Source organism: Mesorhizobium argentiipisi (SeqCode) (assembly GCF_037179585.1).
In the GTDB taxonomy this organism is placed as follows: domain Bacteria; phylum Pseudomonadota; class Alphaproteobacteria; order Rhizobiales; family Rhizobiaceae; genus Mesorhizobium; species Mesorhizobium argentiipisi.
This window is the reverse complement of record NZ_JAPYKO010000001.1, coordinates 121,564-145,540: the sequence shown is the minus strand read 5'-3', so window position 1 is coordinate 145,540 and position 23,977 is coordinate 121,564. Positions and strand designations below refer to the sequence as shown.

The window sequence follows — 23,977 nt, the reverse complement described above, 5'->3', positions numbered from 1 at the left end:
GGTCACTTGGGCAGCGGCGTGGTGACACCCTTGACGTGCCAGTCCATGGCAACGATCTCGGCCCCGGTCATCGTCTTGCCGGCGGGCACGCCCTCGCTGCCGTCGGCCTTGACGATCGGACCGGTAAAGGGCGAGAAGCTGCCGTCGGCGATCTTGGCTTCAACGTCCTTGATCCTGGCCATCATGTCGGCCGGGATTCCCGGGTTCCAGTCAACGACCTCGACCACCTTGTCGCCGACACCCAGGAAAGCGTTTGCGCCCTTGAAAGTGCCGGCGATGTGGGCGTCGACCGAGGCCTTGAAGAAGGGCGACCAGTCGGTCGCCACGCAGCCGAGATAGGTTTTGGGCGCGTATTTCTTCATCGACGAGTTGAGGTTAAAGGCGGGGACGCCGGCCTCTTCGCAGGCCGAGACGACGGAGGGTGTGTCCTGCGCGTTGGAGAAGATCACGTCGCATTTCTGCGCTAGCAGCGCCTTGGCGGCCTCCTGCTCCTTGGCCGGATCGAACCAGGAGTTCACCCATACGACCGAAACCTCGACATCAGGCTTCACCGCCTGCGCTCCCAGCGTGAAAGCGTTGATGGAGGTGATCAGCTCGGGAATGGCGAAGGCAGAGACTGAGCCGAGCTTGCCAGTCTTCGAAAGCGCGGCTGCCGCCATGCCCATAAGGTAGGTACCCTGGGAATATTGGGCCGCGAAGGGCGAGAAGTTCGGCGCCACCTGGAAACCGGAAGCGTGCAGCACGGTTACGTCGGGATTGCGGCGCGCGATCTGCAGGGCGCCGTTCTGATAGCCGAAGGAGCCGGCGACCAGGAACTTGTTCCCGTCGGCGACCGCCTTGTTCATGATCCGGTCGGCATCGGGTCCTTCCTGTATGTTCTCGACGATGGTCACCTTCACCTTGTCGCCGTAGGCTGCCTTCACAGGCTCAAGCCCGTCGGCGAGCGCACGGCCCCAGCCGACATCGCCGACCGGCGACGGGACCACGAGCACGATGCCCAGAGGTTCGTCGGCGGCAAGCGCGCGGCCGCCCACCGCCGCGACGAGCCCAGAGGCGGCCGCGCCTTTCATCAATGTTCTGCGGGTAAGATTTGTCAGCATGTCGGTTCCCCTTGTTTTGGTTTCTAAAATTCCACCGTCGCAAGCGCCGCCTCGGCTTGCGCGAACAGCCTGGCCTCGTCGAGCCCCGGGAATTCGCCTTTGGCCCAGACGATGCGGCCGTTGATCATGGTCATGTCGGTCGGCGCGCCGATGCCCACCTTGGCCAGCAGGCTCAGCGGATCATGCCGCGTGCCGACATAGTCCATGCGCCGCGTGTCGATGGCGAAAAGGTCGGCGGCCATCTGGGGCGCCAGTCTGCCGATGTCGCCGCGCCCGAGCAATGCCGCGCCTCCGGTCGTCGCATAACCGAGAAAATCGGCCGGCGGCGGCACCGGATGGTCGCGCGTCGACGCCGACAGGCACTGCAGCATGTAGGCGGAATGGATGCAGTGCATCAGGTTCGAATTGTCGTTTGAGGCGGCGCCGTCGCAGCCCAGACCCACACTGAGTCCGAAGGCCGACATCGCCGGAATGTCGGTGATTTCGGCGCCGACGAGATAGACCGGTTCCGGGCAATGGGCGACGCCAGTGCCGCTCGCGGCCATCTTGCGCAGCTCGTCGTGGGTCAGTTCCCAGCAATGGGCATAGAAGGTATCCGGCCCGCAGAAGCCGATGTCCGCGCAATAGTCCACCGTGCGCATGCCGTGACGGGCCTCGATTACCGGGCTTTCGCCCTCGCCGACATGGGTATGCATGCGCACCCCGCGGTCGCGCGCCAGCGCCACCGATTCCACGAAGGTGTCGCGATAGCAGTTGACTGGCTGGCAAGGCGCGACGACGACCTGCCGCATGCCGAACGGACCGGCATCATGGTAGGCGTCGATCAGCCGGGCGCAGTCGGCGATGAATTCGTCGGTCGTTTCCAGCATGGCGTCTGGGATCGTCGAGCCTTCCGATTTGGGCAGCGTGTTGCCGCCACGTCCGGCATGGAAGCGCATGCCGAGCAGTTCGGCTGCTTGGAACTGCCGGTCGATCAGCCGCTTGCCCGCCTGCCGCGGAAAGCAATACTGATGGTCGAATGCCGTCGTGCAGCCGTGCTTTATCAGCTCGGCCATCGCCGTGACCGATGCGTGGTAGAAGCATTCCTCAGTCAGCCGCGAGAAAATGGGATAAATGCGGTCGAGCCATTCGATGACCGACAGCTTCGTCCAGTCCAGATCGGCGCGGTTGCGCACGAAGCATTGAAAGAAGTGGTGATGGGTGTTGACGAGGCCGGGATAGACGAACCAGCCAGCGGCGTCCTGCGTGATTGTTCCAACGGGCAGGTCTGCGTTGTCGAGGCCTGCGCCGATGGCCCGTATTGCCGGGCCCTCGGTCAAGACATCGACATTGCATCGGATGTCCGGACCGTTGCCCTCGTCCACGATGACCGCAGCGCAGCCCTTCAGCAAATAGCCCGCCACGTCAGACCTCGCCGACTTCGAGGACGGGCGCGGGTGTCAGTTCGTGCAGCCGGTGGATGCCCGGCATCTCGATGAAGCCCTCGAGACTGCGCACCGCCCGTGACCAGAGCCGGATCGCAGGATAGGGGTCGAGCGAAACGCCGCCGTCCGGCGCCAGCGCAAGATAGGGAAAGCAGGCAACGTCGGCGATCGTCGGTCGATCCGACGCGAGGAAGCGCTGGCCGCGGATATGCTGTTCGACGAGGCCGGCTTCCAGCTCCCGCAGAGCCGCTATTCCCTGCTCCCGAAGGGCGGCGATATTGCCCGGACGCAGCAGCATCTCGTGCAAGCGCGCCGCCCCAAGGCTCGCGGTCAGCCGGTGCGAGAAGGACAGCCATTGCTGGACGCGCGCCGTCCGCCCGGCCGTATCATTGCCCAGCCATTGGGGTGCCGCCTTCGCGGCGAGATAGACCAGCATGGCCGAGGATTCGGTCAGCACGAGGTCGCCATCCTCCAGGATCGGGATCGAACCCGCCGGATTGAGCGCCATGAGCTCAGGACCGCGATGCTCGCAACCGGGATGGAAGTCGACAGGGCGGATGTCGAGCGTCACCCCGATCAGCGCAGCCATGAGGCGCACCTTGTAACAGCTCGGCGACAGCGCGTAGTCGTAGAGCTTCATTGCGCCACCAGTTGCGCGCCGTAGGTGTAGCCGTGGCGTTTCAGCCAGCGCCGGTAGGCAACCGAGGTAAGGTCGGCGCGTGTGGGAATCTCCATGCCGGGATCGAGCGGCAGCAGCCTCGGAATCTGGTTTTCGAGGATCGACCGGTCTTGAACGAAGATCGTCTGCTGGAAATGGATCAGGTCGGTCATCGGTGTTTCGTCATCGAACAGCGCCATCCATGGCCAGACGTCGCACAGGTCTTCGGCAAGTGGCTGCACGAAAAGTGTGATGACGTCCCATTCCGCCGGGCGAGGCGGGCAGGTCTTGTAGAGCACCGAGCAGGTCGGCGCGGGCACGCGGTACATGTATTCCGTGGTGATGCCACCTTCCGCCGACTTGGCGGCCTGCGGCTGGTAGAACTTCACCTGAGTGGCCCAAACCTCGTCTTCGTCCTCTCGGATCTCGACCTTGTAGTTCTGCACCTCCGTATGCGGCTCGGCCCCCAGTATGTCGGTATGCACGAAAGGAAAATGCGCGATGTCCAGGAAGTTCTCAACCGCACGCAATGGCGAGCAGCGCACGCGCACCACCCCGACTTCGACGAGCCGGCGGCCCGGCTGATCGGCCTCGGGGATCGCAAACAGCGGCTTTTGTGGATCACCGAGCGATGACCAGACATGGCCATAGCGGATGCAGGCCGGCAGGTCACGTCCGTTGCCGCCCGTGACCTTCGCGTTTCCGTCTTCGCCGCGCCTCACCGCGATCGGCTCGCCCATCAGGGCCGTCCTGCGCCCATGGGCATCGAGCTGGCTAGCAAGGCTGACAGGGTACCATCCGTCGATCATCGTGTTGCGGGTCATCGGGCGATCCCGGCGCGTGCAATATCCTCGGCCGCCCGCCGCAGCGCCTCGGCGGCCCTCGACGCGGCGATACGCTCGTCCGGATTGCTGTCCTCGTCCACCAAAACATGCATCAGCGTGCGCGCCTGCCCATCGGGAGCAAGCAGCAGCTGGACGGCGCGGTCATCGTGGGTGTAGTCGAGCAGACCTCCAGCGGCCTTCGTGCCCGCGGCCGCCTCCAGCGCCGCGATGCCCGCTTCCGCCACCATGGAGCGGAGCGGCGCAAGGCCCTCGAACCGCGGCGGCCCGGCGGCGGGTTCGCCAACCGAAATCCATATGATGCCGCCGCCATCCTCGACGTGCTGCGTCGCGACACGAATCGTGTCCGGCGGCGTCAATGCCGGATGGGCCGGAATGCGCTGGCAGTTTCCCGCCTCGGCGTAGCTCCAGCCGTGATAGATGCAGGCCAGGGTCTCACCGCGTACGAAGCCATGGGAAAGGCGCATGCCGCGATGGGGGCATCTGTCGGCGAAGGCCGCCGCACGGCCGGAGCGGGTCCGCCAAAGGGCAACCGGTCCGGCCGGGGATTGCGCCGGCATTACGGTTCCCGCCGGCAAGTCCGCGGAGAGGGCGACAGGCATCCATGAGCCGGTGGGATAAGGCGGCATGCATCAACTTTCAAAACGGCACCAGCATCTTCCCGAGCGAACTTCGCGGTCAAGGATAGGCCAATACGCCGGGTTACGTTTGCACAACATTTCCTCACTGGCAATAATGCCTAAAAAAGGTGCATGACACCTCGGCAGCAGAGGGCCGCGGGCCCCGAAACCTAGCCCGATTCGCTCTCGATCGGCGCCCGGCGGATGGTCTCGACCCAGACATCGATTGGTCCAAGAGAGCACGCCATCTCCATCATGTCGATGAGTTCGGCCGGACCGGCAATGTCGAGTTCAATGCGGTCGGGACCGGCAACGCATATTGCCTGCGCGAGCCCGAGCTTGGCGGCATGGCGCTCGATCCACGGAAGAAAGGATGTCACCTCGACATCGCCGAGGATCGTCATGCGCTCCCGCCAGGAACATCGATTTTGCTCGCTCATAGAAACCTCGGCAATGAAGCTGATATATCTATCTATTTATCTATCTACATCGTGCTCAATCGCTGAAGCATCTGCTTTTGAGAGCGTCGTCACGCCAGACCTGAAGTCGAAGATGGAATGACCGCTATGTGCGAGTTGATCCCAAAGATCGACAGACAGGTTTCGGTCCAACTAGTCGCGCTCGCGACCTGGTCAACATGCCTTCGACGACATTTTGTGAGACAAGACAGACATACCGCTTGCATTAAAAACAGTCTTCCTCCTGGTCCTCAGGTTCGCCAGGCCATACGGGAGAATACGATGGAAATGGGTTGGCGAACCATCCGCTCACACTTTGATTTTCGGTAGAAAACGACGACCCTCCGGGCCTACCAAAACTCTCACGTAAGCTCTTGATTTTATTAGTTTAATTTTCTTTATCCATGCCATGGACTCGAGCCCCCAAACCGAAATCAAAAGCGGACTATATCCGAGAACGTTTTCGGGCGCTTCCAGAAGTCGGCGTTGGGCCATTTTGGATTACCGATCGCACGCGTGATAGGCGCGACTTAACCCGTAGCTCACCTACATCGGCCGCAGGGGGGACGGGTGGGTTTCGGCTTTGCGGGAACCTCGGCGCCACGGTCCGGTTATTTCGCTGTGAGGAGGCGCTCCATGAACGCGACGAAGGAATTCCTGCGCAGCTGGCTGGAGGAGAATGTCGGAAACTTGCCTGCCGATACCGAGATCAGCGTTGCGATGCTGGCGCAGCAGTTCGAGCAGGACGCCGACGCCGCCGGCTACGGTCGCGAAGTGCGGGAGCAGGAGGTCGGCAATATCGAAGACGCGATCCAACGCGCTCTCGATAAAGCCGCCGAGGGAAACGGAGAAGTGGACTCCAGTCCCGATGAGGAGAATTCACTGGCGCCGGTTGTCGATGCCCTGGAAGCCGTCGAGCCCGAGACTTCGGGCGACGCAGAGGGCCCTGCGAAGCCGGCTGGCTAGCGGCTCTCCTTCTCCAGCTTCGCGACCACCGCGTCTAGAACCGCCTTTGGGCAGGTTTCTCCCTCGCGCAGGGCTTCAAACAGCGAGGCGACCCAGCTGTCGAGTGTTCCGCCGTGATCCTTCGACAGCTTCGAAGCAGCCTGCTTGAGCGCTTCGAATTCCAACAAGCTGAGTGGGGAATTGCTGGACATTATTCCTCCGTCGCGAGCGGACGCAACGCAACCGGGCGCGTGCCGCATTCCTAGAAGCGCAGCCGTCCGGCCTCAACAACATTTGTTTCAGAAGCAGCGATCGGTTCTGCCTGCATGCGGAGCCAGCGGCGGCTGCGCGACGCGCGTCCCAACCGCTCACGGAACAAAGGCGGGCCGCGGAGGTTCGGAGCTGCATCCGGCAGCCGCAGACACTTGGTCAGCAGAGGTATCCGATGACGAAGCCCCAGCAAAACGACGATCCCGCCCGATCGGCCCCAAGCAGCGACCGGACCGGCCGGCATACAGAGACGGACAGGGATTCGCCGCAAGAAGATCCCGCGGAAGGCTCGCGCAAGATTGTGGATCGTGAGCTCGCGCGGCAAAAGCGGTCGTCCGGGGCTGAGAACAAGGAACCCGAGCAGGCCCTGCGGGATCAGGTCGAGGAAGAGACAAAGCTGCCTCAGAAAGGGTCGGCCTGATCGCGGCGTGCAGCGACGCGACTGCTCTCATGACGGCAAAGTCCAGGCGGAACCTGCTTCTGTTGCTTGCGACGGCAACGGCTGGGCTGGCGCTCTACAACAATCGCCTTGCGAGACGGGCATTGGCCGGACGCCCGCTCGGGCGCTTCATCCACCTCCGCGGAACGAAGCTGCATTTCCTAGAGACGGGCCATGGGCAACCGTTGCTGCTCCTGCACGGCAACGGCGCTTCGGCGGAGGACTTCACGACAAGCGGCATCTTCGGCGAAGCCGCTGCCAGATATCGCGTGCTTGCCTTCGACAGGCCCGGCTTCGGCCTGAGCCCACGCCCGGCAGGCGGACCTTGGACCGCCGGCGCCCAGGCCGATCTCATCCAGGCCGCGGCCGAAAAACTCGGCGTCGAGCGCTACATCGTTGTCGGCCATTCCTGGGGGGCCGCCGTAGCGCTCGAGATGGCGCGCCGGCACCCCCGATCCGTCGCCGGTGTGGTCGTTGTCGCTGGCTATCATTACCCGCCGCCAAGGCTGGCGCTTGCCATCTCCGCGCTGCCGGCGGTTCCGCTGATCGGGACGGTGTTGCGCCACACCGTGCTGCCTTCGCTAGTCAGGCTGAACTGGCGCTGGGCGATGAAGAAGATTTTCCACCCGGCAACGATCGCGACGCCGTTCGCGGCAACGACAAGGGGGTTGGCGAGCCGGCCATCGCAGCTGCGGACGATCTCTGCGGAATCCTTCCTGATGCTGGCCTCGGCACTGTTCCCAAATCGCCGGTACGCCGACATCGCCGTCCCTGTCGGGATAATTGCCGGCGCCGGCGATCAGCTGTTCGATGCCAAGGCCGAGGCGCTGCAGCTGCACGGCGAGATAAGGCACTCGATGCTGGATATCGTCCTGGATGCCGGACATATGGTGCATCAAAGCAAGCCGCAGGCGGTTCTAGCCATGATCGACAAGGTTGCCGCTCTCGCAAGCGTTGCCGGCCCGGTCCCTGGGACCACTCGTTAAGTTTCCGGTCCTAAGACATGTCCGCGTCCGCCATGCCGTGAGCCATCCACAGCAGGTTCGCACATAAATCCCGGATGGCGTGAGACAGCACGTCGAATGCGTAGCCGTTATGCAGTCTTTCAAGCGGCGTATTGTAGTCATGTCCCCAAGGGCCGATGTTGATCGTCGGCACGTTGGCGAGGCCCTGTCGCATCGGCCAGCGCACGCTGTCTTTCCAGGCACGCGTATTGCGGGCAACGATATCGAGCGAAGACTCGGCAAAGCGAGATGCTTGCGTATGCCCACCAACAGAGGCTTGGCCTTTCGGCGCCGCGCTTACTAAAGCAATCGCTAATGGAACATTGGACGCTGGGTGAGGTTGATCAATCAGCCGGCGCGCGGCTTGGGCTGCTTTCCACCGTGCGTCGCGTCGGGTGGGTTTAATCGCAACCAGGCCCACACTGGAAATGCGAATCCGCAGGGAGGCCCGATAAAGAGCCCGTCCGTTCCCATGACAGGCGGGCTCTTTCAAGCTCTTTCAATACGAAAGCGAGCCTGGATCAGGATGTCGCGACTGCGAGCCCAAAGGTGCGGTCGCCAAGTGGATGGCTAAGATACTTGCGTATTTTATAAAATAATGAAATACGACGTGCTCTTCCGTTGGGGAATGTGCAGGAGATGTATTTTCCGCAGTTTTTGGTGGGGATGGTCGCGACACTCAGCGCCGTGGCGGTGTGGGTTTTCACTGCCACCGGATCAGTGTGGCTTGCCGGCGGTTGGACTGCAGCAGCAGCACTGCTTTTGCAGGTGGGGTACTTCGGGCTACTTATCGGCCTGATATACCAAAAACCGCGCGTTGACCAGCCCGGCGCGCAGGCCCTTAACAGACAGCCAGCCAACAGTCGAGATAACGCTCCTAAAGACTTCCATGGCGCTCGTCGCCATTGATCGCCAGATCAGCCCAACGTTGGAATTGGGGCCGTTTCTCTGCTGGGAAAGCCCTGCCTGTCGTTTGGCCAGACTCGCCCAAGCTCTCCCCATTGACCGCGTCGGCCGCCAGCCCCAGCTGTGACGCTTGAGAAGCAGGTGGCGGATGCGATGTTTGGCGGGCGGCCCGGCCGGTAGCGGGGTAGACCACGAGCCGGGCCTAACCGACGCAGGCTTGTTGGGCATACCGCCGGCTAAGCAATTTTATCAGCAGTCACTGACGTTTCCGCCATGTGAACGGATGACGTGTATCAGCCTCGAACACCAAGCGCGGCATGAATTTTGCTTCACCTCCAGCGGCGGAGGCGAAACGATGACACTTTCACGCGAACTGTTCGAGACTGACCTAACTTTCCATTGCCCCGGGTGTGAAACTGCTGTGGTCCGAAAAGGATCGTGGATCAAGAGCGCCAAGGTCTTCATCTGCGACGCCTGCAAGACGCAAACTCGCCTCACATATGGGCTTAAGCTCGCCATCTTTGATGCGCATCTGCATCCCAACGCGCTGCCTGGCTTGCCAGCCACCAGAGGGCAGAGCCGGCGGTAAACAAGCCGGGCATCATCGCGGCATGTCGTGCTGCCGCAGCCACAGACCGCGGCGGCGAGCATCACGGCGCTTCCAGCAGTCGCCCACGCCCGAGGCGCACCAAATCCGCTACCCACGATTGTTCTCAGTATCCCGGCATGCTCCTCACTTTGTGCCAGGCGGTATTCCCAAAAGCTCGCCTAAGCGGACCGGCAAGTGAGGTGAGGCATGCAACTCGGCACAGCTGTCTTTCCATCGCTCGAGATATTTGGCGACCGGAATGCCGCTCCGACCAGGCCAGCGATTGAGGGCGGCAATTGCCTCGATGGATCCTGGAACCTGCTCGTATTCCGTTAGAATGGTCAAGGACATCGCTTGTGCGAATGGATTAAGACCCGGAATTTCGACCTCGCTGCGGTGACCGGCAAACCATGCTGCGGGGTCGCGGGTGAGGCCCTGCGTGTCGGCGAGCGCCTCATAGCTTTTGATGATGTTCTGGCGGTATTCGGCAATCGCATCGCCGAAGGCGTTGTCGCCGGCGAAGGGCGGGTTTTGTTTCCAGCCCTTCGCCAGATGCCCTAGGCCACGCAGCGAGAAAGCCTCCACGATCGCTTCCTCCAACCATTGGCATGGGGGCGCCGGCTTGGCGTCGGCCTGCCAACTGTTCGCAAATACATGGCCTAGCTCATGCCCGAACTGATAGGCCAGCTTCGACCAGTCGCGTTCGCCGATGTCGACGATGATCCATGCCATGCTGCTGCCGTCCGGATGAAGCCAGATGGCAGGCTGTCCTGAAGTGTGCTCGTCGACGCGAAGCCGCGCCGGCTGGCGGTCGGAAAGAAGACGCACACCATCAAGGCAGGCGTGACGCATTCGCTCAACGACCTGCTCGGCGGCGCGCGGAAGCATGTGTCCCCAGTCGCCGGCGAGCTCGATGGGAGCGGTGAGGAGGGTTGTGCGAGTAAGGGTCAAAGAGGCGCGCTTCAGCATCGTCGCTTGGCTCCCGTTCAAACCAATTAAACGCAGAGGCGCGGCAAAGGTTGTGCCCAGAGCCAAACCGGCCACCATCACAGTGAAATCGCGCCGTCTCATAACCGCGTCATTCTACGCGTTGGTCGGAACGGTCGTTAGATAAAAATCCAGCGCGACCGGCATACGCTAAGCTTTTGGCAAAAACCGAAGATCAATTGCTTTGCACCCGCTAATTCGGATAGCTTTCAAAAATACAAGGAGACCGTCCTCATGGGCCTGGGGCCAAGTCCAAATGCCTCATACAACGTATTTACCTGCCATGGCACGATCGTTTTCGTCGACAACCGCCTGGGCCAACTCCGGCACGGCCAGTTGGAATACGCTCCGCAGAACGCTCTTCTTCTACAGGAGGAGGGGAGGGGACGTTTTGTTCTACTTGGTGACGCAGTCCAGAAGGATATCGCTTTCTTACCTGATCGCTCCGTTGTTGTTGATTTACAAAGTCTATCCGACCATGACGACGCTATGAAAAGCCAATTTGCGATCGCGAGGATCACCGAAAACGAATTTGGCCTTAAGAGAGGCGACCTTTTCCTGTGCGCGGAGCCAGACGGACGCATTACCTTATCGAGAACCGAATGTAAGACCTGGGAGTCGTTTCACTGCAGGAATGACGCTTCAGAAATAACCGGTACGGTGGTTTCTTATCGAATCGACGGCCAGTTGCTGAACTTTTTTATATCAAACCGTTTTGATTATATTCAATCGTGTTTATTGCGCGGCGATTTTTACGACCGAAACGCCCTAAATTTAATCAGACGAGAAATCGTTCCCGGCATGTCTTTTTTGGATATAGGCGCAAACATCGGAAATCATTGCATGTTTGTTTCAAAATTCTGTAATCCTTCTCAGATAATCGCCATTGAACCCAATCCGGAAGCGATTCGAATACTTAAATTGAATATGTTGCTTAACGAGTGCAGGAACGTCAACTTGGATTATCTCGGTCTGGCGCTCGGATCGGGAATTGGCATGATGCGGGTTGCTTATCCTTCAAGCGGCAATATCGGAGGCGCCCAACTGTTTCTGGACGACCAAGGAAGAGTGAAGTGTATTCCTGGTGACGAAATTCTGCATGAAAAGCCAATTGGATTTATGAAGATTGACGTAGAGGGTTCGGAATTCGACGTTTTGGAGGGGCTGAAGCGAACAATTTCCAGGTGGAGACCAAAGATACTTATTGAGGTATGGCCAAAAATGCGGTCAAATCTTGACGCATGGTGCGGAGCCGTTGGTTATATAATTCGCGAGCACTTGCCGATGGATGACAACTATTTCCTATTGCCCCGAGAAAGGCTGGCCTGAGACCAAGTTTTGGCAGGCAGTGTGCGTCGCGGGCGAGGGCCATTTTTGCTCGCAATCCGGCGCGACCTGATCGACTAGTCAGCTTGCACGGCCAACGTCCAAGTGAGTGGCGCAACAGATCGGGAACGCTCACCTTAAGGCGACGCAGCCTATGCATTTGATCGAGGGATTGACGTCCCCTCGAAGCCGCGCTCCGCCAGGCACGAGGTTACCAAGTCGTTGATCTGCAGAGCGCGGTGCCGGGTCATATGCCGATCCCTCACTAGTTGCATTCCGGCCTTCCGGATTTTGTCCACTGCAGGTCGGTTCCGCTCATCGAGTATCCATTCCACTTTTTCCAGAAAGTCGTCTTTGGCGGTGAAAACGCAGGTTTCGTAGTCAATGAAACCCAATTCGTTCATCTCCTTTTCGATCAGTCGGTCGGTCAATAGCAGTGATCCAACAGAGGCTATCTCGAAATTTTTTAGATGAATGTACCTATAAGTATGACCATCGCAAAAACAGCAAAGAAACTCTGAAAGCTTCTCATAGTAGGCTGTTCTGACTGTATCTTGGCTATAGTCGTCGTAGCGCTTGTGGTAACCGGGGTGCTCCAGTGTGGCGATCCTTGCGTCGTCCAATCCCGCAACATATTGCCGCAACGGTCTATCCCAGGCGACGCTCCCGGTCAGAAGGACCTTCCTGATTGGGTCTTCATTATAAGTCACACGCTCGTGATCTTTGCAGCCTTCAAGCGCCGACGAGTAAGGAATCCATACTACGGAATCGTGCTTGAAATGATTCGAGAATTCGTACGCATAGGGGCTAATTATCGTATCTGCATGAGGGATAAGTTGGCCTATTAAATCATCGTATTCCTTGTCGTAACTGACAAGGTCGTCCACTCTGAATAATTTATATGCGGATATCTTATTTAGAGGAATCGAGACGCGACCCTGATATGCCACTATTAATATTGAATAAGAGTTGAGGTTGTTTAAAGCCGTTTCATCTGAAAAATCTATCGCCTTTGAATCAATGATGTCGAAACCGTATATTTCCGATAGTAAGTTTATCTCATAGTGATGCTCGTTCGCCAAATAAGACTCAAGCCATTTAATGTCGCATATAATGCCTTTGCGTGGATTGGTTGAACGGATCCCTGCATGTATTTTTATCGGCTGCGCCGTGGAATTTGTAGGCGCTGCAGCCTCGATTAGGCTTATCCAGTCCTCTATGGTGTATGCCCAATCAAATTTACGGGCTGCTTCCTGAATTGCGGTGCATTTGGTCACAAACTCATCTGCATTTTCCTTGTAGTGGCGCAGCGTGGAACTGGTGAAGTCCTTGAATTTCTCCGGTTCGATTGGTGCGATGATCCCCCCGCCTTGATAGGCCCTCAGCGGAAAATGGCCAACTGGAGTTCCAATTACGAGCCTTCCGGCGGCGGCACCTTCGAGCACAGACAAGGGGCCAGACTCATTGATCGAGGTTGACAACACGGCATCGACGCTTCGGTAGAATTCTGGCATGTCGTGAAATGAAATCTGATTAGCTGTCGAGCCCGCTACCTTGAATGCTAAACCTGCCTCCCGCGCTGCTGCTTCGGCGAGATGCCCGCGCTTCCATTCGATGCCGAATGTCTTGACCGACATGGACGAGGCGTAGCCGACCGTAGTGAGGCGCCTGGGAGGCTCGGCATAGAATTCGTCATAATTTATGCCAAGAGCTGCCACCATAGGGAGTCTAGGCACCCCACGCATGATTGACGCGCAATATACCGACTGACTGACCACGCCATAATTGGCAAACCTTTCGAATACATCGATACCTTTCTGCTCGATCAGCATGCGTATATCGAATTCGTGATGTGAAATGGCGATAATCTTTTCGAACGGGACTTCGTATTCATCCACTAGCCTAGAAACGCCATCCAGCGCCGACATAACGAAATCGTAGTATGAGGTGGCGCGCTGAGCATATTCGGCGTGATCCACCTGCCAGTCGAGCAGATCGACTATGTAGCCCCGGTCATGCAGATGTCTGCATAGATCGTAGTAGACCCGGCCATGGGACCATTTGGTATAGCCGTATATCAGGATCTTCTTGGCTTGTGGCTGCCGGGCCGAATTCATGCGGATTATCGGGTGGACAATGTAATCCTCGATGCGCTTCTTGTCGAAGGAAGCATGGCTGCGGCGCCAAATGTTGGCGAGATCCGAACCCGCGTTATCGGAGCACCAGTTCTCGGAGGCAATAAACAGTTCCCAAGTACTGCAGAGAGTGGCCCGGAGTCTCATGTGGCCGTCGGGTATGGCCGACATAAATAGGTCGCCGGATCTCAGGCTTACCAAGCCTCGTTCGAGCGGGATCAGATCGAACGTTGCGGGGGTATCCGAGTGATCTCGGCCTTGCAGCCGCGATGCCGACAGACAGACGTCCGGGTAGCAATGGATCAGCTCATGCGAATTGTTGGTGTCGTAGATCAGCCGAACCTGGCGATAGATGCCTCCCGACTCCGTGCCTTGCTCGACAAAGGTATTTGCCGGACTGCATTCCACCGCTCCATGTCTTAACTCGCTCGTGGAGGGATCAACGTAGATCACAGTTCCGAACGCAGTGAACAGTCGTGCGCGTGAAGGTTTCGAGGGTTCGTTCATTCTTGCAGACGCATCTCTTCCCGCCGCCGGAGGTAGAAGCCGAGGTTGTCCTTGAGCCGCTGATTGGCTGGATCGAGCTCCAGCGCCATTCGTCCCCACTCCTCTGCCCGGTCCATGACATTGAGGCGCCACGATGCAATCGCCCCGAGATCGTAGAGCCGAAAACCCCAGCAACTCGCGTCATCCAGATAGCTTCCAGTGCGGCGCGTCCTCTCAATGCCGTTGCTGCAGGCCCAGAACAGGTTGAGCCAGTCGGCCTTGCCATGAAGCTCCTCGGCAAGGTCAAGCCAGATCTCACGCCGGTGCGGCGCTTCCATCCGCGCTTTGTCCAGCCAAGCCAACCTTTGCTCCGGTTGCATGCGGGCGATATAGCGCATGGCTTCGGATCGTTCTTCGTCCCATCTGCTTGTCGGCAGGGCTAGGTAGCGCTCAAGCAGTTCGACCGCCCGCTCTTGTTGGCCGGCCCACATCAAGTCCCGCCCGAGCCAGAAGCAGATCTGCGCGTCTTCGGGATCTTCCTTGTGCGCCACTTGCATCAGCGGCAGATAGTTGCTGCGCGTCGGCTTGGATAAATCCTGCACCTCGTACATCACAATGTCACTGCTATTCGCCGTGACCTCCCTCTCTCCGGTGAAGACGAGTGCCTCGTGGACCGGTCGCCTGAAGCGATAGCCCCATCGGTGATGAAAATTCTTTGTCGACCAGCCTCGCAGCGGCGTCGGGTCGTCGACACTGGACCTGTATATGGTCTGGCAATAGAGGGCTGAGGTCTCAGGGGTCCAGGCAGCCTCGAGCTTCTGTCGCCAGCCGGCTTCGAGAAACCGATCCATGTCCATTGTACAGCAAACGTCGACGTCATCGGGGAGCAGCGCCATGGCGGCATTGCGGGCATCGTCGAAGCGCCAAGGGCGGACTGCGATCTTGTGCACCGTGACCCCAGCAGCGCTCAGCCGTTCCACTGTATCGTCGGTGCTACCGGTGTCGGCAACCATCCGATAGTCCGCGTCGGCGGCGGAATTGGCCCAGCGTTCCGCGTTGGCTGCTTCGTTCAACGCGATGGTGTAGATTGCGACTTTCACGACGCCTTCTCCACCTGTGCGAAGTTGTTATGTCGAAAATCCAGACTTGCGCGCTTGCGGATGGCTACGAGCCCGCCGAGCAATTGTGCCCGGTCGAGCTCATAGTGGCTATCGAAGAACAGAATTTCGGCAAATTGGCCGGCAAGCGCGCTGACACCGAGCGGATCAACCGATCGCGCGGTCCCGCATTCCTTGATTTCCCGCAACAATGTCTTGGTCGGCGTGATCTTGTTGATGTCTTCGCCAGGCGGCTGCCAGTCGAGGTCCTCGATGAAATACCAGCCGCCATCTCGAAGCAGCGGAAAGAACTCGCGCAGTGTCAGTTGTTCGTCGAAGGATGCGTGAGTGCCGTCGTCGATTATTGCGTCGAATGAGGCAGGTGCGAGCTTCGCGGCCACCCCACGAAGATCCTCCGCCTTGGACTGATCGCAAACGAAGGACTTGAACCTCTCGTTGTTGAGCCGCGAAAAATCCGTCAGGTCAACGCCGATCACCTCGCAGAAAGGAAAATAGCTCTGCCACAGCGCAACGGAAGGCGTCTCGGTCTGGCCCTCCGACATCACGCGACACAGCCCGATCTCCATAAGCCTCCGCAAAGATAGCCGGCGACTCGACAGCAGGCGATCGTAGATCCTGGCGTATGCATGACGGTTGCCGATATGCCGGTTTTTGTCCGTGTTGAAGCGGTCGGCGAGATTTGTGAGTGCCGGAAAACCATCAGCCGGTGTGATTAGCTGCGAGATCAAAGGCGCCCCATCGCCGCTGGTCCGGGCTTCGTTGCGCGCCGTCCAAAGGTGGATGCCGAAAACGCGATCGTCGTTCAAATAGTCTGCCAGTTCCGCGATCGGCTTTTCAAACCTGTCCGTCTCTGTCCAGTCGATCGAGTTGAAGAACATCGGGCTGAAGACCTGCCCGTGCAACTCGGAGCCGGCATCCGAGGCGATGTAGTCGGACAGCAGCTTTGGTCCGATGTCACCGAATTCCTTGCCCGCTGCCGCGTGGAAGCGCTCGATAGACATTTCATAAAGCGCCCTGAGGTGTCGGCTGTAGGGCTTGGCGTAGATAACGTTGCCACAAACAAAATGACCCTTGTGCGATCCACGCCATTGCAGATTGAAGAAATAATCGCCACTGAAGGGAAACGGCCGCAGCATGACGACGTCGGAATCCATCCATAGTCCGCCATGCTCGTAGAGCACGGCGTAGCGAAAGATATCGCTGAAGTACCTGATCTCGGAACTGGAGACGATGCGCTCGAACGTCGTCCGAGGCATGACGTCGTCGGCGGCGCTGACCTCAATGCCATGCGGCAGCAGGAACTCCAACCTCTTCGGAGAATAACTCCACACTCGCACCGGATGGCCGGCCGCCCTCATCGAGGTGGTGGCGGCGATCAGAGTGCCATGCTCGACCTTGTCGGAAAGCACCTCGTAGAAACAGTGGATCTGCGGCAGCGCTGTGCCGTCGCTGACGAACGGCAGGATGCGCCGATCGAAATCCCGCGATTGCCTTTGCCGTTCCGCCGGCGAGTCGACCGCTTCCAGGAATGGCGCGAAGTTGCGAAAGAATTCCTCTGTTGTCCCGCCCGAACGGAAGGCGAAAGACGTCGGCTCGGCTGGTGCGTCGGCGCCGTTCGGGGCTTCGCCGCTGCCGCCAAATCCGATCCGGTCGGAATTTCCTGCGCCAGGCGAGGTGAGAGATGGCGTCGGCTTGACGCCAGCACCGGCAACGTTCACGCCCGAAGCCAGCTCCGCAACGTCGTCGAGGAATGCGGCGACCTGGTCGGCCTGCACGGTCGCAATCCAAGACTCGCTGTCGCCTGCGCCGTAGGAGATCATGAGTCGCTTGGCGTCTGGATGCCAGGCGAGCCCGGCAGCGAACTCCGGGCCCTTGGCATGGAAGTAGAAGGGCCGCGAAACTTTGGCCAGCCGGTGGGCATCGTCGAACCAGACGAAGCGGTGCTGGTGATAACGCTGGCCCTCGTTTGGCCTGGGACGTGCCTCGTGTATCAGCGCCAGCCAGCCGCCGTCGAATACGATCGCCTGCGAGCTGCCGCTGAACTGCGGCGCGGCGATCATCGGCTCCTGCCCCGAAACCGTACGCCCGTTCTCGTCCAATATCTTCGTGGGGTCGCACAGAGAGACAAACCGGAGCTGGTCGCTGCCGTCAGAAATGGACTCGACCAGCGGCATCCAGTTCTTCTCGTGCTGCCGTTGGCCGGCCGGGTGAATGACGCGCCAATCGGTGAGGATGTGCGGTCCAAGCCCAGTGTCTTCGATTCTCGCCAGGATCTGCTCGCACCATCCATCCGGCGCGAGCTGCTGCACGCACGCAATTCCCCAAAGCTTGTCGCGCCAGGCGAACAGCCGCATGTCCGCAAAACCGAGCACCCGATCGTAGGCGGGCGACGGCAGATCGGCCGGCGGCAGCACTTCGCTCGCGCCCTTCGTGACGAGATCGCTGTCGAGACGCAGGAGGAAATTGCGCGTGGTGATCGGCGCGTCCGCGGGCGTTGCGTATTGGCCGCCATCGGTCAGCCTGTAGTTGACGGTCGGCTGCAGCAGTGCAATTCCGTCGCCGAGGCGCGCTACCGAAGGGTTGGTTGCCACATAACCCACCGGCGGGGCAAAACCGATCCGTCGCGCCTTGAAGGATGGCATGATCTCATTCGCCGGCCGCATGTAAAAATAAAGATTGGATCGCGCCAGATCTCTCGGCCCGTCGCCAATTTCCCGATTAAGTGCAAGCCAGTTGCAAGCCGCGAAACCGCGATCCTTGCGCGCCGGATCGCGGGCGTAGTTCGCGGCAATCGAATACTCCTCCCACAGTCCTGCGGTGTAGACAAAGTCCTCAAGGAACAGGATGTCCTGCTCGGGTCGCTTGATTGCCAGCCCGGCTTCCGAAAACAGCACGCTCGCGTCGTTCATGCCCTTCTCGCGATAATGGTGGGCAAGGTCATAGAGCGGCTCGGCGCGCTGCGGGCGCGCGTTGAACGCGGCGAGGGCTTGTTGGATGAAACCGGCATCGTCGCCCATCTTCTTTAGGCACCGAGCCTCCTGGAGACGGGCGTTCCATGCCTCCTCGTCCCAGCCGCCCATTGCGGCGCGTTTGGCATACGCCACTGCCGCCTCCGCCGTCCGCCCGGCATCACGGTAGGATTGCGCCAGGTAGAACCAGTAGCGATGGTTTTCCGGATCCTTGTCCAGAGCTCCCAATAGGAGCTTTATGTCACGCTCGAACTTGTCAACGCGGTTCGAACCTGTGGCATGGTCCTTGTACCAGATACCCCGCAGTTCGTGCACGCCATCAGGCACGTCTATGTATTCATGGGTCACACCGTGATAGCGCGCGCCCGATGTGCGCCTCACCAGACGCGTGTTCCAGTAGGCGAGGCCGGACTCCGACTTTTGGAGGAGCCGATAGCCCGGCGCATCGAGCTGTTCTCGAAACCGGTGATCCTCAACGACGAGCTCCATGTCGGCGTCGTCGAAAAGCAAGTAGTCGTAGCCGAGGCTCGAGGCGTAAGCATGCTCGAGGGCCGCGTTGCGCGCCTGCTCGAAATTGTGGAACGGGAATTCATGCAACTCGCCGGGTATGTTGCGGGCGGCAAAGAAAGAGCGGATGAAATCCTGCGTTCCATCGGCCGAGCCCGTGTCGCCAATTACCCAGCAGTCAATGTGATCGGCAACCGCGCCGAGACAGCGCTCAAGATTGGCCATCTCGTTCTTGACGATCATATTCAGGCAGAGACGTTTTGCGGTACTCATTCGCTGACTCTGGACTCCACGGAACATTGTGAGCAGAGGCTTTGGTGATTATCTCGCGGTGTCATATGAGACAGCGGTTTATTCGGATGCGCAACCATCCATATCCTTGCGAAACGCCCGAGCTGCTGCTTCGGTCGTTTGCATGATTTCGTAAAAGCGCTGGATCGGTTTTTGCCCGATCCGCTCCACTCTCGCTCCTTCCGTGCGGCCTCTGAGACATCCTGCGGTGGCATCGCGCTCTGGACAGGTCCGCTGCAACTTCCGGTCGAGCCAATTGAGCTGACCGGCACCAGATGTTCCGCGGGCCGTGTTTGGATCTTGTTGCATTTTTTTGTGGCACGGAATGGCTCGATCTAAACGTCGGATTTCCCACAACGTTTGGGCTTGGGGCTGCATTGCTAGGTTGACCGCATGGCTGTTGCTGCTCTCCTGCAATTCGTAATTTATTAACGAAGCTATTTACAAGTTTATAATTTTCGAATTTACTAATATCTAATTAAGGAGAGGGTAATCGCGGCCGTGCGGGAGACCGCCGGTGCGAATGTTTGCGAAGCTTGGGTCCGGGAGTACAGCCACTTGGTGCGTGAGGGCGCAGCATCGTGGTTGACCAGGTGTTGTCATTCCTTGGTTGCTTCCAATTAAGTTTCCCTCGCAAGCGGGTCGGTTCCCTCACTAGTCGTAGTCGAAAGATTGCGATGCGCGTGATGGAGTCCACGGTGGTTCGAGTGATACCCCCCGCCCAGCGACGCTGTTCCGATGCGGCAATCCGTGTCGCTGCACCCCCAATTGATCCGAATCTCTCAGCTCTCAACGACTTGCGAACAGCCGCCAGTCGGTCGTTCGCTAACATGTTCCAACGAGTGAAATCACTCCTGGGAATTGGCCGATTTTCAGGATCCGCGAGCCCGAGCCACCTGGTTCGATTGCGGGCCCGCGGCACCGACTGAAATACCAAGGCACGAAACAGCAATGCGGCGGCGCAGCCGCCGGCGAATCAGGAGGATTGTGATGAGCTACACGGCAGGCTTTGCGGTGATGGAAGTTACCGTTCGGGGCGTCTTGCCCATCGGCGATATGACCGAGAATGAAACCTATTTCATTCTCGATACGGCCAAGAACGCGATCGTTGGCCAAGTTGTCCTTCCTAAAGCCGTCAAGCGAAGCTTGGCCGTTGCGCTTACCGTGAAAGTCCCAAGCACCGCCCGATCGCTTGCAATTGGCACGTTTGGCGATGGCGGGAATTTTGAGGCCGCCAGCTTCCTCCGTGTGGAAACTCCTGTTGTCGGGCATCCTGGCGGCGCCGTCGGTCCATCCGGAAGATGACTGCTCCCAAGCCCCTTTTTGCGAGTGCTCGCTAGCCCGGCCAACGGGCTGTTTTCCATTGCATTGAATTCAAAGCCAACAGGAGCCAGTCATGGCCCGTGCCTCTGAAATTCTGTTTCTGGACCCCTCAATCTCCGATCTCGACACCGTTCTCGGCAATCTTAGGCCTGAGGTTCGGGCGGTCGTGCTCGACGGCCGCCGCCCGGCGGCGCAGCAGATCGCCGCTGCGCTCGCGGGGCAGGAAGCACTAGATGCGATTCATATCATGGCGCATGGCGCGCCGGGACGGGTCCAATTCACCGCGGGAGAGTGGTCCACCGCCACGCTGAAAGATGCCGTCGCGGATTTCACAGCAATAGGCAGGGCGCTCGCTGCCGAGGGCGAGCTGCGACTGTGGAGCTGTCGAACGGCGGCGGGCAGTTCGGGCCAGACTTTCGTTGCGGCGCTGGAAGCGGCAGTCGGGGCGGATATTCGCGCGTCCAGGGCGCCGGTTGGCGCGGCCGCCTTGGGCGGCGCCTGGGAGCTGTCCGCCAGCGCGTCCACTCCCTTGCCGCCGCTGACCTCGAACGGGTTGGCGCAATATGCCGGGGTCCTTGCTGCGGGCGACCTGACGCTCAACGGCACCACAGATGCCGGGTCCAGCAAAAATATCAATACATACTATCTTATTGATACAAATAGTACCGCAGTTACCACAGACGACACAGTCGTTGGCAGTTTCAATCTTCCGTCAGCGGCGAATTCAGCAGCGCCAAACTTCTCGATAACGATAACTGTCCCAGACGCCACTCATACGTACCTTATCTACGATTCCGGATTTCATCTATACGGCACGCTTACGCCTGTTGTTCCTGCCACCAATCCTCCAACCTATACTTTTACGACGACGGCTATCAACAGCCCCGGTGGCTCAGGAAATGATGGCAACCACTTTACCGGGGGCCTTCTGACCGTCACGTCCAGCGGTGCCCCAGGTGCGACAGGCCCGGCAGGTCCAACGGGGGCGACAGGAGCTACGGGCGCGACGGGTGCAACAGGCGCTACGGGCGCCACCGGAGCCACCGGTCCGACAGGTGCCTCGGGCGCGACAGGTGCCTCGGGCGCGACCGGGGCGACTGGCTCTACGGGCGCCACAGGTTCGACGGGAGCAAGCGGAGCCACAGGCGCGACCGGCGCAACCGGAGCGACAGGCGCCACGGGTGATACTGGCGCAACCGGAGCGACTGGCTCGACAGGTGGCACGGGCTCGACCGGGGCGGCCGGAGCCACGGGTGCGACCGGCGCGACGGGCTCGACTGGAGCAGCGGGTTCGACGGGAGCAACCGGAGCCACAGGCGCCACGGGCGATACCGGAGCGACTGGCGCGACTGGTGCCACCGGCTCGACCGGAGCCACAGGTGCAACGGGTGATACCGGCGCCACTGGAGCAAGCGGCTCGACCGGTGCCACGGGCTCGACTGGAGCCACCGGTGCGACAGGCGACACCGGAGCAACTGGCTCGACTGGTGCAACAGGCTCAACCGGAGCCACGGGTGCGACGGGCGATACTGGCGCCACTGGAGCGACTGGTGCAACAGGCTCGACGGGAGCGACCGGGGCTACAGGTGCAACGGGCGATACCGGAGCGACTGGCTCTACTGGAGCAACGGGTTCGACGGGAGCAACCGGAGCTACAGGTGCGACGGGCGGTACCGGGGCAACCGGCTCGACCGGTGCCACGGGAGCGACCGGGGCTACAGGTGCAACGGGCGATACCGGCGCAACTGGCGCAACCGGTGCCACGGGCTCGACTGGTGATACCGGCTCGACCGGCGCAACTGGCTCGACTGGTGCAACAGGCTCGACGGGAGCGACAGGAGCAACCGGCTCGACCGGTGCCACGGGCTCGACGGGAGCAACCGGGGCTACAGGTGCAACGGGCGATACCGGCGCAACTGGCGCAACCGGTGCCACGGGCTCGACTGGTGATACCGGCTCGACCGGCGCAACTGGCTCGACTGGTGCAACAGGCTCAACCGGAGCTACCGGATCCACGGGTGCAACGGGCGATACCGGCGCCACTGGAGCAACTGGTGCCACTGGGGCGACCGGAGCCACAGGTGCGACGGGCGATACCGGAGCAACTGGCTCGACTGGTGCAACAGGCTCGACCGGAGCAACCGGAGCCACAGGTGCGACGGGCGATACCGGAGCAACTGGCTCGACTGGTGCAACAGGTTCGACCGGAGCTACCGGGGCCACTGGTGCAACGGGCGATACCGGCGCCACTGGAGCGACCGGTGCAACTGGCTCGACAGGAGCAACCGGAGCCACAGGTGCGACGGGCGATACCGGCGCCACTGGAGCGACTGGTGCCACGGGCTCGACTGGTGCAACCGGAGCCACAGGCTCGACGGGCGCAACCGGAGCCACGGGTGCGACCGGTTCGACGGGAGCAACCGGAACCACAGGTGCGACGGGCGATACCGGCGCCACTGGAGCGACTGGTGCCACGGGCTCGACTGGTGCAACCGGGGCAACCGGAGCCACAGGCTCGACGGGAGCAACCGGAGCCACAGGTGCGACGGGTGATACCGGCGCAACTGGAGCGACTGGCTCGACCGGGGCAACCGGCGCCACCGGCGCGACGGGCGATACCGGCGCCACTGGAGCAACTGGTGCCACGGGCTCAACCGGAGCGACCGGATCCACGGGCGCGACGGGGGATACTGGAGCGACAGGTGCCACGGGGGCAACGGGAGCCACAGGTGCGACGGGCGATACCGGCGCAACTGGAGCAACCGGCTCGACCGGAGCCACAGGTTCGACCGGTGCCACGGGCTCGACGGGAGCAACCGGAGCCACAGGTGCAACGGGCGATACCGGCGCGACGGGAGCGACTGGATCTACCGGCGCCACTGGCTCGACCGGCTCAACTGGAGCAACCGGCGCGACCGGTGCCACGGGCTCGACGGGGGCAACCGGAGCCACGGGTGCGACTGGCTCGACCGGAGCGACCGGAGCGACCGGAGCGACTGGTGCCACGGGCTCGACGGGAGCAACGGGAGCCACAGGTGCGACCGGCGATACCGGCGCAACTGGAGCAACCGGTGCCACCGGCTCGACCGGGGCAACTGGAGCGACTGGTGCCACCGGCTCGACGGGAGCAACCGGAGCCACAGGTGCGACGGGCGATACCGGCGCCACTGGAGCAACCGGTGCCACGGGCTCAACCGGAGCTACCGGATCCACAGGTGCGACCGGCGATACCGGCGCCACTGGCGCAACTGGTGTCACCGGCTCAACCGGGGCTACCGGAGCCACCGGCTCGACGGGAGCAACCGGAGCCACAGGCTCGACGGGAGCAACCGGAGCTACAGGTGCGACGGGCGATACCGGCGCCACTGGAGCAACCGGTGCCACGGGCTCAACCGGAGCTACCGGATCCACAGGTGCGACCGGCGATACCGGCGCCACTGGCGCAACTGGTGCCACCGGCTCAACCGGGGCTACCGGAGCCACCGGCTCGACGGGAGCAACCGGAGCCACAGGCTCGACGGGAGCAACCGGAGCTACAGGTGCGACGGGCGATACCGGCGCCACTGGAGCAACCGGTGCC

Annotated in this window: 20 protein-coding genes; 8 read left to right on the top strand and 12 right to left on the bottom strand. The window is 60.6% G+C overall.

Annotated elements, in window-relative coordinates; translation table 11 throughout:
- Nucleotides 1-2 precede the first annotated feature (2 nt).
- The 6 genes from O7A05_RS00625 to O7A05_RS00600 all read right to left on the bottom strand — a co-directional run bounded on the left by O7A05_RS00625 (nt 3) and on the right by O7A05_RS00600 (nt 5,084).
- Nucleotides 3-1,097, bottom strand: coding sequence for a BMP family ABC transporter substrate-binding protein (locus O7A05_RS00625; RefSeq protein WP_337091416.1), 1,095 nt, complete (start codon nt 1,095-1,097; stop codon nt 3-5).
- Nucleotides 1,098-1,123: 26 nt separating this feature from the next.
- Nucleotides 1,124-2,503: an amidohydrolase gene (locus tag O7A05_RS00620; RefSeq protein ID WP_337091017.1), complete on the bottom strand. Its 1,380-nt coding sequence runs from the start codon at nt 2,501-2,503 to the stop codon at nt 1,124-1,126.
- A 1-nt stretch (nt 2,504) separates the two neighbouring features.
- Complete coding sequence (locus O7A05_RS00615; RefSeq protein ID WP_337091016.1) at nt 2,505-3,164, bottom strand: glutathione S-transferase family protein; 660 nt, start codon at nt 3,162-3,164, stop codon at nt 2,505-2,507.
- Nucleotides 3,161-4,006, bottom strand: a complete 846-nt coding sequence (locus O7A05_RS00610; protein ID WP_337091015.1) for an aromatic ring-hydroxylating dioxygenase subunit alpha — start codon at nt 4,004-4,006, stop codon at nt 3,161-3,163. Before O7A05_RS00610 ends, O7A05_RS00615 begins: the two co-directional genes overlap by 4 nt.
- On the bottom strand, nt 4,003-4,653 hold the full coding sequence (locus O7A05_RS00605) for a Rieske 2Fe-2S domain-containing protein (protein WP_337091014.1): 651 nt from the start codon (nt 4,651-4,653) through the stop codon (nt 4,003-4,005). Before O7A05_RS00605 ends, O7A05_RS00610 begins: the two co-directional genes overlap by 4 nt.
- A 161-nt stretch (nt 4,654-4,814) precedes the next feature.
- Complete coding sequence (locus O7A05_RS00600; RefSeq protein ID WP_337091013.1) at nt 4,815-5,084, bottom strand: acylphosphatase; 270 nt, start codon at nt 5,082-5,084, stop codon at nt 4,815-4,817.
- 654 nt (nt 5,085-5,738) lie between these two features.
- Between O7A05_RS00600 and O7A05_RS00595 the strand changes: the two genes are divergently transcribed.
- Nucleotides 5,739-6,068, top strand: a complete 330-nt coding sequence (locus O7A05_RS00595; RefSeq protein ID WP_337091012.1) for a hypothetical protein — start codon at nt 5,739-5,741, stop codon at nt 6,066-6,068.
- Here O7A05_RS00595 and O7A05_RS00590 read toward each other — a convergent pair.
- The gene (locus tag O7A05_RS00590; protein WP_337091011.1) at nt 6,065-6,259 is read right to left on the bottom strand and encodes a hypothetical protein; all 195 of its coding nucleotides are present in this window, start codon (nt 6,257-6,259) and stop codon (nt 6,065-6,067) included. The genes O7A05_RS00595 and O7A05_RS00590 overlap by 4 nt on opposite strands.
- Before the next feature lie 233 nt (nt 6,260-6,492).
- On the opposite strand from O7A05_RS00590, the gene O7A05_RS00585 reads away from it, so the two are divergent.
- Together O7A05_RS00585 and O7A05_RS00580 are read left to right on the top strand one after the other, a co-directional pair.
- Nucleotides 6,493-6,738 carry a hypothetical protein gene (locus tag O7A05_RS00585; protein ID WP_337091010.1) on the top strand — a complete coding sequence of 82 codons (246 nt, stop codon included), beginning with the start codon at nt 6,493-6,495 and terminating at the stop codon, nt 6,736-6,738.
- A gap of 29 nt (nt 6,739-6,767) precedes the next feature.
- Entirely contained in the window at nt 6,768-7,742 is a 975-nt protein-coding gene (locus tag O7A05_RS00580) for an alpha/beta fold hydrolase (protein ID WP_337091009.1), read from the top strand.
- 10 nt (nt 7,743-7,752) lie between these two features.
- Here O7A05_RS00580 and O7A05_RS00575 read toward each other — a convergent pair whose 3' ends face one another.
- Nucleotides 7,753-8,253 (bottom strand): hypothetical protein, encoded by a 501-nt coding sequence (locus tag O7A05_RS00575; protein ID WP_337091008.1) that lies wholly within the window; start codon nt 8,251-8,253, stop codon nt 7,753-7,755.
- A 146-nt stretch (nt 8,254-8,399) separates the two neighbouring features.
- Between O7A05_RS00575 and O7A05_RS00570 the strand changes: the two genes are divergently transcribed.
- Nucleotides 8,400-8,669 carry a hypothetical protein gene (locus tag O7A05_RS00570; protein ID WP_337091006.1) on the top strand — a complete coding sequence of 90 codons (270 nt, stop codon included), beginning with the start codon at nt 8,400-8,402 and terminating at the stop codon, nt 8,667-8,669.
- A 730-nt stretch (nt 8,670-9,399) separates the two neighbouring features.
- Here the strand turns inward: O7A05_RS00570 and O7A05_RS00565 are convergent.
- The gene (locus O7A05_RS00565; protein ID WP_337091005.1) at nt 9,400-10,326 is read right to left on the bottom strand and encodes a hypothetical protein; all 927 of its coding nucleotides are present in this window, start codon (nt 10,324-10,326) and stop codon (nt 9,400-9,402) included.
- A gap of 150 nt (nt 10,327-10,476) precedes the next feature.
- Here O7A05_RS00565 and O7A05_RS00560 point away from each other — a divergent pair, with 150 nt between their 5' ends.
- Nucleotides 10,477-11,571, top strand: coding sequence for an FkbM family methyltransferase (locus O7A05_RS00560; RefSeq protein WP_337091004.1), 1,095 nt, complete (start codon nt 10,477-10,479; stop codon nt 11,569-11,571).
- A 149-nt stretch (nt 11,572-11,720) separates the two neighbouring features.
- Here the strand turns inward: O7A05_RS00560 and O7A05_RS00555 are convergent, their stop codons facing one another.
- Genes O7A05_RS00555 through O7A05_RS00545 form a run of 3 tightly spaced genes read right to left on the bottom strand, consistent with a single transcriptional unit; the run spans nt 11,721 to nt 18,786 of the window.
- Nucleotides 11,721-14,210: a glycosyltransferase gene (locus O7A05_RS00555; RefSeq protein WP_337091003.1), complete on the bottom strand. Its 2,490-nt coding sequence runs from the start codon at nt 14,208-14,210 to the stop codon at nt 11,721-11,723.
- On the bottom strand, nt 14,207-15,289 hold the full coding sequence (locus tag O7A05_RS00550; protein WP_337091002.1) for a tetratricopeptide repeat-containing glycosyltransferase: 1,083 nt from the start codon (nt 15,287-15,289) through the stop codon (nt 14,207-14,209). Before O7A05_RS00550 ends, O7A05_RS00555 begins: the two co-directional genes overlap by 4 nt.
- The gene (locus O7A05_RS00545; protein ID WP_337091001.1) at nt 15,286-18,786 is read right to left on the bottom strand and encodes a glycosyltransferase; all 3,501 of its coding nucleotides are present in this window, start codon (nt 18,784-18,786) and stop codon (nt 15,286-15,288) included. Before O7A05_RS00545 ends, O7A05_RS00550 begins: the two co-directional genes overlap by 4 nt.
- Before the next feature lie 30 nt (nt 18,787-18,816).
- Here O7A05_RS00545 and O7A05_RS00540 point away from each other — a divergent pair, with 30 nt between their 5' ends.
- The 3 genes from O7A05_RS00540 to O7A05_RS00530 all read left to right on the top strand — a co-directional run.
- Complete coding sequence (locus O7A05_RS00540; protein WP_337091000.1) at nt 18,817-19,104, top strand: hypothetical protein; 288 nt, start codon at nt 18,817-18,819, stop codon at nt 19,102-19,104.
- 960 nt (nt 19,105-20,064) lie between these two features.
- Nucleotides 20,065-20,379 (top strand): hypothetical protein, encoded by a 315-nt coding sequence (locus O7A05_RS00535; protein WP_337090999.1) that lies wholly within the window; start codon nt 20,065-20,067, stop codon nt 20,377-20,379.
- Between the two features lie 91 nt (nt 20,380-20,470).
- Nucleotides 20,471-23,977 (top strand): DUF4347 domain-containing protein (locus O7A05_RS00530; protein WP_337091415.1); only part of this gene is annotated, 3,507 nt, incomplete at its 3' end.